Annotated in this window: 10 protein-coding genes; 4 read left to right on the forward strand and 6 right to left on the reverse strand. The window is 71.4% G+C overall.

The features are described 5' to 3' along the window. Nucleotides 1–27: 27 nt before the first annotated feature. Complete coding sequence (locus E1289_RS23595; RefSeq protein ID WP_131983722.1) at nt 28–426, reverse strand: PPOX class F420-dependent oxidoreductase; 399 nt, start codon at nt 424–426, stop codon at nt 28–30. A gap of 17 nt (nt 427–443) precedes the next feature. Then, on the reverse strand, nt 444–962 hold the full coding sequence (locus E1289_RS23600; protein WP_243713096.1) for an NUDIX domain-containing protein: 519 nt from the start codon (nt 960–962) through the stop codon (nt 444–446). A gap of 116 nt (nt 963–1,078) precedes the next feature. Between E1289_RS23600 and E1289_RS23605 the strand changes: the two genes are divergently transcribed. The 3 genes from E1289_RS23605 (at nt 1,079) to E1289_RS23615 (ending at nt 3,793) form a co-directional block, all read left to right on the forward strand. Then, a complete protein-coding gene (locus E1289_RS23605; protein WP_207929109.1) occupies nt 1,079–1,417 on the forward strand; it encodes a PGPGW domain-containing protein in 339 nt (112 codons plus the stop codon). Between the two features lie 594 nt (nt 1,418–2,011). Beyond that, on the forward strand, nt 2,012–2,845 hold the full coding sequence (locus E1289_RS23610; protein WP_131983724.1) for an SGNH/GDSL hydrolase family protein: 834 nt from the start codon (nt 2,012–2,014) through the stop codon (nt 2,843–2,845). Between the two features lie 135 nt (nt 2,846–2,980). Further along, nucleotides 2,981–3,793: an amidohydrolase family protein gene (locus E1289_RS23615; RefSeq protein WP_131983726.1), complete on the forward strand. Its 813-nt coding sequence runs from the start codon at nt 2,981–2,983 to the stop codon at nt 3,791–3,793. Nucleotides 3,794–3,796: 3 nt separating this feature from the next. On the opposite strand, the gene E1289_RS23620 is transcribed toward E1289_RS23615, so the two are convergent. After that, nucleotides 3,797–4,816, reverse strand: a complete 1,020-nt coding sequence (locus E1289_RS23620) for a lysylphosphatidylglycerol synthase domain-containing protein (protein ID WP_165970587.1) — start codon at nt 4,814–4,816, stop codon at nt 3,797–3,799. A 182-nt stretch (nt 4,817–4,998) separates the two neighbouring features. Between E1289_RS23620 and E1289_RS23625 the strand changes: the two genes are divergently transcribed. Then, nucleotides 4,999–6,168: an aminotransferase class I/II-fold pyridoxal phosphate-dependent enzyme gene (locus E1289_RS23625; protein WP_131983730.1), complete on the forward strand. Its 1,170-nt coding sequence runs from the start codon at nt 4,999–5,001 to the stop codon at nt 6,166–6,168. Between the two features lie 10 nt (nt 6,169–6,178). Here E1289_RS23625 and E1289_RS23630 read toward each other — a convergent pair whose 3' ends face one another. The 3 genes from E1289_RS23630 to E1289_RS23640 form a co-directional block, all read right to left on the reverse strand. Continuing rightward, the gene (locus E1289_RS23630; RefSeq protein WP_131983732.1) at nt 6,179–7,066 is read right to left on the reverse strand and encodes an oxygenase MpaB family protein; all 888 of its coding nucleotides are present in this window, start codon (nt 7,064–7,066) and stop codon (nt 6,179–6,181) included. A gap of 446 nt (nt 7,067–7,512) precedes the next feature. After that, nucleotides 7,513–8,700 (reverse strand): lipid-transfer protein, encoded by a 1,188-nt coding sequence (locus E1289_RS23635; protein WP_131983734.1) that lies wholly within the window; start codon nt 8,698–8,700, stop codon nt 7,513–7,515. 101 nt (nt 8,701–8,801) lie between these two features. After that, the gene (locus E1289_RS23640; protein WP_131983736.1) at nt 8,802–9,896 is read right to left on the reverse strand and encodes a beta-eliminating lyase-related protein; all 1,095 of its coding nucleotides are present in this window, start codon (nt 9,894–9,896) and stop codon (nt 8,802–8,804) included. Between the last annotated feature and the right edge of the window lie 133 nt (nt 9,897–10,029).

The following is a 10,029-nucleotide window of genomic DNA, read 5'->3' on the forward strand; positions in this document are numbered from 1 at the left end:
CCGAAATTTCGCGTGCGGTCCGGACGGCTAGACGGTGCGCTTGGTCATGCCCTCGGCTGCGGGGTCGAGGCCCCACGTGAAGATGGTGCGCGGGTGGATGCGGATGATGTCGGCGCCGAACGGGGAACCCTGCCGGCCGTCCCCGACCGTGGTCTCGGCCCGTCCCCTGATCTCGACGCCGCGCACGCGCCAGGGGTCGACCGAGGCGAGGTCGTCGACGACGAACGCCACCTGGTCGTTGTTCTCCAGGTTGCGGTACTTGCGGGAGCGGGGGAGGTTCCAGCCGCCTATGTCGATCGTGCCCGTCTCGGCGTTGTAGCGGAAGCCGACCGGGTTGTTCTGTGGGTCGCCCTTGGGGCCCACGGTGGCGAGACGGCCCAGGCGCTGCGTCTCGATGTACTCGCGTTCGATGTCGGTGAGGCTCATAAGACCAGGTTGGAACCTCAACCTGGCCTTAGGTCAAGTGCCGTGATGAGGGCGCGGAGACGCGGGGACATCTCGTCCGGCAGTTCCCGGGGCCCGAACCAGCCCGCCTCCAGGATCTCCGCCGCGTCGATCCGGAGGTGCCCGCCGGTCACGCGGGCCTCGTAGTACGCCTCGACCCGGTGCCGGAATCCGCTGGCGAGTCCGATTGGCGGCCCCGCGACCTCCACCTCCAGGGACGTCTCCTCGCGGATCTCGCGGGCGACGCCGTCCTCCAGCCGCTCGCCGGCGTTGACGTATCCGCCGGGCAGCCCCCACGCGCGGTACGCGGGCCAGAGCCGGTGCCGCAGCAGCAGGATCCGCCCCTGGTCGTCGTGGACGAGCCCGCCCGCGTACACCAGGAACGTCCGGTGCCTGAGCCGCGCGAGCCGCCACTGGGCACGGCCGCCGAGCCGCTTCCACAGCCGCGCGGCCATCCGGTGCACCGCCCGTCCGCCGCGCCCGCGCGCACGGCGCGCCGTGCCAGACCGGAGCCTCATTGGCGGAATGCTAGCCGCCCGGGCGGTGTGGCGCTGGCCACACCGGAGCCGGATCGGGATCGCGGGGGACGTCGCCGTTCGTCTACAGAGGAACGCGAACGTGCCGGGGAGGCGACGTGACCACGGGGACGATGGGGCGGTCCAAGGTGGAGATCAAGGCGGACACCGCCACGGCGCCCGGGGTACGGCGCCGGGCGCACGTGCGGCTGGTGCGCAAGATCGCGGTCGCGGTCGCCGGTGTCGCGCTGATCGTGGCGGGGCTGGCGATGCTCGTGCTGCCGGGGCCCGGCGTCGTCGCGATCCTCGGCGGGCTGGGTCTGCTGGGCACCGAGTTCCCCACCGCCCGCCGCATCAGCGAGCGCCTCAACTCCTACATCCGCGCGGCCTGGCACTGGGTCCGCGACGGAATCAGGGCGAGGAGAGGGACGAGCAAGGGGCAAGGCCCCGCTGCTTGACGCGCAGCAGGCCGCCAGGGTGAAGGAGCCGGTGCTCTCGCCCCGGCTCAGCATGAGGTCGAGTCTCTGATGGGCGACCGGTTCTATCCGGTCGATTCACTCCACTTGGAGCGCGTTCAGGGGACGTTCCACCTCCGTCCAGAAATGGCCGGTCTTGCTGCCGGAGACCCGGTGGTGCCCGCGTAGAAATCCCGACCTCCATGGTGCGCGCGCGGCGCCGGGGTCGGGTTTGCCCTTGACGATGCGGCTGATCATCGCGGGAACGGCGCCTGGTGGTCGGCGGGCGCTACCGATTCGCGTGATGGCTCGTCTAGGGCGCAGGTTTACCTGTCGCGGCTGGGTGGGGGGCGTGGGCTGGGGCGGTGGTGAATTAGGGAGATAGGAGGGATAAGGGTCTCTTGGGGTTTCTGGGACTGGTGGGGTTTTAAGGAGAATGGTGGTGGTTATTGGGTCTTGACAATCTTCGATTGGTGAGTGTCGTGAATTTCTGTGACGAATCATGACAAATGTTGTTGATCAGGGATCGGGCTTGGGAGAATGACGGCCGGGGTATAAGTCCGGGGACATTTTTCGTTTCGTCGCTCCGGAGTGTAGATGCGCCTCACCCGCCCCTGTCTCGCCGTTTTCGGCGCGTTCACCATCGCAGCCGGTTCCATCGCCTGGTCCGCGCCCGCCTCGGCGGCCGGAACCAACTACGTCGCACTCGGGGATTCCTACTCGTCCGGCACGGGGGCCGGAAGCTACGACCCGGACAGCGGGTCGTGCAAGCGCAGCGCCAACGCCTACCCGAACCTGTGGGCGGCGGCGAACACGACGGAGTCGTACCGGTTCGCCGCCTGCTCGGGGGCGACGACCGGGACCGTCTCCAGCGGGCAGCTCGGCTCGCTCAGCTCGTCCACGACGCTCGTGAGCATCACGGTCGGCGGCAACGACGCCGGCTTCAGCAACGTGATGCAGACGTGCGTGCTGGAGTCGACCTCGAGCTGCCAGAACAGGGTGGCGCAGGCCGAGAGCTACATGCGGAACACCCTGCCGGGACGTCTCGACTCGCTGTACGCGCAGATCCGGTCCAGGGCGCCCTCGGCGCGCGTGGTGGTGCTCGGGTACCCGCGCCTCTACACGATCGTCGACTGGTGCGTGGGCCTGTCCAACGCCAAGCGCACCGCGCTCAACAGCGCCGCCGACACGCTGGCCGGGGTGACCCGCCAGGCCGTGGACCGCGCCGGGTTCACCTGGTCCGATGTCAGGGACGAGTTCGCCGGGCACGAACTGTGCTCCGGCGACGACTGGCTCAACGCGGTGACGCTCCCGATCGAGTCGTCCTACCACCCGACCGCCCGGGGCCACCGCCTCGGCTACCTGCCCGCCTTCACCGCGTCCGCCAAGACCGCGCTGAAGGCCAAGAGCTCCGCCAGGAACGCCGGCTGACGTAGTTCCGCGTCGCGCGGGCTTCGGTCACCGCCCCACGGGGATGTGACCGGGGCCCGCGTTCGCGTAGAAATGAGGCCGAAGGACGTCCCGTGAGCGGGTGAGGGCCGCGTTGCGGCCGGGTGGGAGGTAACCATGGTGATCGACGCGTGGATGCAGCACGGCACGGTGCGGTTCCTGCAGCACGAAATGCTGGATTCGCTGTGGCGGTGGACCGGGCAGAAGCCTCCGGAGCAGGAGGTGCCAATCGACGTGACGGTCGGCGCCATGGACGCCGGCGGCGTGGACGTCGGCCTCATCAGCGCCTGGCACGGGCCCGAGGGGGCGCTGGTGAGCAACGACGAGGTCGCCTCGTTCGTCGAGCAGGCCCCGCCGGGGCGTCTGCTGGGCGTCGCCTCGGTGGACATCCGCAAGCCCATGGACGCTGTCCGGGAACTGAGGCGGTGCGTCCGCGAACTGGGATTCAGGGGCTTGCGCGTGGTGCCGTGGCTCTGGGAACTGCCGCCCACCGACAGGCGCTTCTATCCGCTGTTCGCCGAATGCGTGGAGCTGGGCATCCCCTTCTGCACGCAGGTCGGCCACACGGGGCCGCTGCGTCCGAGCGAGACGGGACGTCCGATTCCCTACATCGACCAGGTCGCGCTCGACTTCCCGGAACTCGTCATCGTCGGCGGGCACATCGGCTACCCGTGGACGGAGGAGATGGTCGCGGTGTGCCGGAAGCACCCGAACGTCTACATCGACACGTCCGCCTACACCGTCCGGAGGTATCCGCCGGAGCTTGTCCGGTACATGACCCAGGACAGGCAGCACAAGGTCATGTTCGGCACGAACTACCCCATGATGACGGCGGAGCGGGCGCTCAAGGGCTTGGACGACCTGGGCCTCTCCGACGAGGCGAAGGAAGCGTTCCTGTCGGGCAACGCCAGGCGCGTCTTCCACCTCTGAGGGTCACCGGCGCAGCGTCCGGAAGGCCAGCAGGCCCAGCGGGACCGGCGCCCAGAAGGTGACGGCCCGGAACAGCAGCACGGCGTGCAGGGCCGGGCCGGCGGTGACGCCCAGGGCGATGAGGGCCGCGACGAGGGCCGCTTCGGTGGAGCCGATCCCGCCCGGGGCCGGCACCGCCGAGCCCGCCGCGGCCGCCACCAGGTAGGCGGCCACGAGCACGAGGAGGTCGGCCGGGCCGGCGGCCGTTCCGGGCACCGCGAGGACGCTGAGCGCGAACGCGAGGCCGAGGGTGAACGTGGTCGCCGCGGACCCGGCCAGCACCACCAGCAGGGCGCGGGGGCGGCGGCACAGGTCGGTGAGGCCCGCGACGGCGCGTCCGGCCGCCGCCGAGCGGGCCGCGCGGCGGCCGCACAGCACCGCCGCCGCCAGCAGCACCCCCGCGGCGACGGCCAGCGGGACGGGCGGGACGCCGCCCGCGACCGCCGCGGCGTGCCGGCCGAGCGCGTCCAGGATCCGGCCGTCCCCGCCGCCGGAGCCGACGACCGCGCACAGCAGGAGCAGGTCGGCGGGGACGCCCGCGACCTGCACGACGGCGACGACGACCGCGGCCCGGGAGAGCGGCAGCCCGCGGCAGACGAGGTAGCGGGTGTTGACGGCCGCGGCGCCGAGCCCGCCCGGCGTCACGCGGTTGGCCGCCGCGGCCGTGAACTGCGCCAGCGTGGTCCGGTACAGCGGGATCGGCCGCCCGGACGCGGCGCGCAGTGCGACCGCGGAGCAGCCGAAGTGCAGCACGCAGAGCAGGACCAGCGCGGGCAGGAACGCCCAGCGCATCTCGCCCGCGGCGGCCAGGGCGGGGCGCGCCGGGTCGGTCGTCGCGAGCAGCGCGGTACCGGCGGCGATCAGCAGGGCGCCGGCGGCGATCCGGCGGGTCCGGCGAACGCGGGGGAGGGGCGCGGCCGTGCCACCGGGATCGGGGAGCCCGGCGGACACCGCGGAGTCAGCGCCTGCGGCGATCGTCTCCACACCTTGATGATTGGCCGACCCGTTGAAGATTATGCGGCCGGAGGGCGGGCGGCGCGCAAACACGCGGTGCGGAGTTTCTTGCATGACCTGCGTGCTTTGGTGCACACCTTAGATCTTTTTCACACTATGATCAGGGTCCGCTACAGTTCGTGACGGCCGGACGACCGGGGAGAGTGACGACCATGACCAGCGCTCACCAGCGACTGGGCGAACGCATCAGCCGCTTCCGGGGCACCTGGAGCGGGCGCCGTCCGTCCACCGCCACGGTCCCGGGCAGCCGGGCGATCGTGCTGACCTGCAGCGACTACCTCGACCTCGCCGAGCATCCGGCCATCGCCGACGCCATGATCGCCAGCCTGCGCACCGCGGAGGGCGCGGCGGCCCCGGTGCCCGCCCCGTGCCTGCCCGACGACCACCCGCAGATCGTCCTCGGCGCGGAGTTCGCGCGGCACCTGGGGGCGCGGGCGGGCGTGCTGTGCTCGTCGGGCTGGACGGCGAACACCGGCCTGATGCAGGTCGTCGCCGGGCCGGACGTCCCCGTCTACCTGGACGCCCTCGCCCACATGTCGCTGTGGGAGGGCGCGCGGGCGGCGGGCGCGGAACTCGCCTGCTTCCGCCACAACGACCTCGGCCACCTGCGCCGCCGCGTCGAGGTGGGCGGCTCCGGAGTGATCGCCGTGGACGCCGTCTACAGCACCGACGGCTCGGTGTGCCCGCTGCCCGGCCTCGTGGAGATCGCCGAGGCGCACGACTGCCTCCTGGTGGTGGACGAGTCCCATTCGCTCGGCACGCGGGGCGCCCGCGGTGAGGGCCTGGTCGCCGCGCTGGGGCTGACCGGCCGCGTCGACTTCCGTACCGCGAGCCTGGCCAAGGCGCTGCCGGGACGCGCGGGGCTGATCGCCTGCGACCGCCCGGGTTTCGCGGACTACTTCACCCACACCGCGCTCCCGGCCGTGTTCAGTTCGACGCTGCTGCCGCACGACGTGGCGGGCCTGTCCGCCGCGTTGCGGGTCGTCCGGGACGAGCGGCGCCGCCGGGACCGGCTGCGCGCCGTCACGCGCCGCCTGCGGGACGGGCTGGCCGGCCTCGGCTACCGGCTCGTCGAGTCCGACACGCAGATCATCGCGCTGGAGACGGGCTCGGAGGCCGACGCGACCCTCATGCGCGACGCGCTGGCGGCCCGCGACATCTTCAGCGCGGCGCTGTTCCCGCCCACGGCGTCGGTGGGGCGCACGCTCGTCCGCCTGTCCGCCCACGCGGGCCTGGCGGACAACGACGTGAAGCGGATCCTCGGCGCCTGCCGGGCGCTCCGCCCGAGGCTGGGCGAGCAGGCCACCGCCTCCGCGGGGTGAGAACCGGCGCTCAAGCCGCGGGCCGGTACCTCTCGTGGCGGGTGTGGGCGCCGATGTAGCGCAGCATTCTGCGGAGCGCCCAGTGGTTGATGCCGGTGGGCATCATGCGGTACCCCTGCCGGTTGGCCAAGGCCAGGGCGGCGAACTGGGCCTGGTCGAGCGGCGTCCAGGGAATGTCGAAGCGCTGCCGGACGATCGCCGGCAGGCACCCGAAGGTGAGCAGCCGCAGCGGGCGCTCGATGACCAGGCGCCCCGCCCGGTCGAGGCGGGGACCGCCCACGGGCAGGATCGTGATGCTGTCCGACCCGTGCTTGGCGATCTCCAGGGCGCGCGCGGCGGCCGGGGTGAGTTCGAGCCGCCTGGTGCAGACGTGCCAGAACTTCGACTGGAACGACGCGTAGTCGGCGGGGACGGGACGCATGCTGACGCCGTAGCGCGAGTACCAGGTGACGGTCTCGGCGTACATCTGCTCATGGTCCTCGGCGGTGAGCGTCCCGGGATGGAAGGTCTCGGCCGCCTTGAAGATCTCCCACGTGAACGTGGCGTGCGCCCACCAGAACGTCTCGGGCTCCAGGGCGTGGTAGCGGCGGGCGTGCTCGTCGACACCGCCGATGGCGCGGTGCAGGTCGCGAATGCCGCGGGCGCGGTCGGCGCCGTCCGGCGCGAGGATCGTCGCCCAGATCTGCGGGACCGACCGGTGGATCCGCTCGAACGGCGCGTCGAAGAAGGCGGAGTGCTCGGTGACACCGGCGCCGATGCCGGGATGCATGAGCTGCATGAGCCCCGCGGCCGCCCCGGGCAGCAGCGACCGCATGTCGGCGGCGTACCGCCACAGCAGCGACCCCGGTCCGAGCGGAGCACCGCCGCCCACCGTGGACGACGCGGACAAAACCGGCATCACACCTCCTGGCAGTGACCACCTACCGCCAGGCTAACGCCAATGAGACAAGAGTCAAGATTTGTCACACGTCCAACCCACACGCCCCCATCCGGTGACGAGATGCGAAGAACTCATGAGGGGCTCGTCAGAGGCAGCCGACCCGCATGATCAGCAGCTCGTGAGGCCGCAGACCCAGGTGACAATTCACATTGGGTGACGTGAGGAGCCCCGGACTTGGGAGGGGATCGTCAGGCGCTCACCCACCTGCATGATCACCCCACGGGTCGTGCGGCCGGAGGTCGCTCTGCGACCGGAGGCCGCACGACCCGCCGCACGGCGAGCCGTTTCACGAGACGCGAAGCGGATCGGGAAACGGCTCGCCGTGCGTGACGGGGGTTCCAGGGGGTCGTCCCCCTGGGCTGGCACTGTGCGCAACGGGGGTTCCAGGGGGTCGCCCCCCTGGGCTAGCACTTCTTGTACACGGCTACCGCGCAGGCGCTTCCCAGGCCGATGTTGTGCTGGAGGGCGACGCGGGCGCCTTCGACCTGGCGGTCGTCGGCCTTGCCGCGGAGTTGCCAGGTCAGTTCGGCGCACTGGGCGAGGCCGGTGGCGCCGAGGGGGTGGCCCTTGGAGATGAGGCCGCCGGAGGGGTTGACGACCCATTTGCCGCCGTAGGTGGTGGCTTCGTCGTCGACGAGCTTGTGGCCTTCGCCGACTTCGGCCATGCCGAGGGCTTCGTAGGTGATGAGCTCGTTGGCGCTGAAGCAGTCGTGGAGTTCGATGACGTCGACGTCGTCGATGGAGACCTGTGCCTGCTCCATGGCGGTGCGGGCGGCGCGCTGGGAGACGCCGAATCCGACGACCTGGATGGAGGAGTTGTCGGCGAAGCTCTCGGGGGTGTCGGTGGAGATGTGGTGGCCGGCGATCTCGATGGCCTGGTCCCACAGGTCGTGCTCGTCCAGGAACCGTTCGCTGACGACGAGGGCCGCGGCGGCGCCGTCGGAGGTGGGGGAGCACTGCAGCTTGGTCAGCGGGTCGAAGATCATCGGCGCGTTCTTGACGTCGTCGAGGGTGTACTCGGTCTGGAACTGCGCGTAGGGGTTGTTGGCGGAGTGCTTGTGGTTCTTCCAGCCGATCCAGGCGTAGTGGTCGGGTGTGGAGCCGTACTTCTCCATGTGCTCGCGGCCGGCGTTGCCGAACATCTGCGGCATGGGGGCCTTGTCCAGCTCCCATTCGCGGCCGGCGGTCATGGACCTGAGGTGGTGGTCGATGATGGTGACCTTCGAGCCCTCCATGCCGGCGCCGAGGGAGCCCTTCTTCATCTTCTCCATGCCGAGGGCGAGTGCGCAGTCGGCGAGGCCACCGCGGACGGCCTGGCGGGCGAGGAACAGGGCGCTCGACCCGGTCGCGCACGCGTTCTGGACGGTCATCACGGGGATGCCGGTCATTCCGGTCTCGTAGAGGGCGCGCTGGCCCATCGACCCGTACATCGATCCGGCGTAGGCCATCTCGATCTTGTCGTAGCCGACGCCGGCGTCCTGCAGGGCGTTGCCGACGGCCTCCTTGGCCATGTCGGGGTACTCCCAATCGCGGGAGCCGGGCTTCTCGAACTTGGTCATGCCGACGCCTACGACGAAGGTGCGGTTGGCCATCAGGCTCGCCTCCTGTACCGAATCAGGTTCGGTACCCACGATAGCCCCGCGGGCCGTTCCGGCGCCGCCCCCTCTCGGTCGCCGGGACGCCGCGCGCTGTTTCAGCCGGCCATCTCGCCGGCGAGCGCGGCGGTGAACGCGTCGACGTCGGCCTCGGTGGTGTCGAACGAGCACACCCAGCGGACCTCGCCGGTCCGCTCGTCCCACGTGTAGAACGGGAACCGCTTGCGGAGCCGTTCGGCGGCGTCCTTCGGGAGGACGGCGAACACCGCGTTCGCCTCCACGGCCTGGGTGATCTCCACGCCCGGCACGGCGCGGGCGGCGCCGGCGAGGCGGGCGGCCATGGCGTTGGCGTGGGCGGCGTTGCGCAGCCACAGGTCGCCGTCCAGCAGCGCGACGAGCTGCGCGGACACGTACCGCATCTTGGACGCCAGCTGCATGCTCGACTTGCGCAGGTACGCCAGTCCGCGCGTCGCGTCCGGGTTGAGCACGACGACCGCCTCGCCGAGCAGCAGCCCGTTCTTGGTGCCGCCGAACGACAGGACGTCCACGCCCGCGTCGGTGGTGAGGGCGCGCAGCGGCAGGCCGAGGGACGCGGCGGCGTTGGCGATGCGCGCGCCGTCCATGTGCACCGAGAGGCCGCGCTCGTGCGCCGCCGCCGCGATCGCCGCGGTCTCCGCCGCGGTGTAGACGGTGCCCAGCTCGGTGCTCTGGGTGATCGACACGACGGCGGGCCGGCGCCGCTGGACGTTGTCGAGGCCGGTCGCGAGCTCCTCGACCCGCGCGGGAGTCAGCTTCCCGTCCGGTGCCGGCGCGGTGACCAGTTTCAGGCCCGCGACCTTCTCCGCCGCGCCGCACTCGTCGGTGTTGATGTGCGCCGAGTCGGTGCAGACGACCGAGCTCCACCGCTCCGACATGGCCTGCAGCGACACCACGTTCGCGCCCGTCCCGTTGAACACCGGGAACACCTCGGCCTGCGCGCCGAAGTGCCGCCGGACGACCTCGCGGAGCCGCGCGGTGACGTCGTCGTCCCCGTAGGCGGGCTGGTGGCCGTCGTTGCAGGCGGCCAGCGCGGCGAGGACGTTCGGGTGGACGCCGGCCTGGTTGTCGCTGGCGAACGTGCGGGGAGCGGGACGGTGCGCGCCGTCACCGTGTGCTGGGGCAAGGGGACCATTCGTGGCAGGCGGAGACGTCATGCATCCATTCTCGCGGATGCCCCTCCCCGCAATTACCGCGTCCGGCCACGCCCAATTGCGGACGGCGGCCTTTTCCGGAGGTGTCAGGCCGGGCGGTCGGTGATGTTCTGCACCGGGGCGGGCGGGGCGTCGG

The organism is Actinomadura sp. 6K520 (assembly GCF_004349245.1).
In the GTDB taxonomy this organism is placed as follows: domain Bacteria; phylum Actinomycetota; class Actinomycetes; order Streptosporangiales; family Streptosporangiaceae; genus Spirillospora.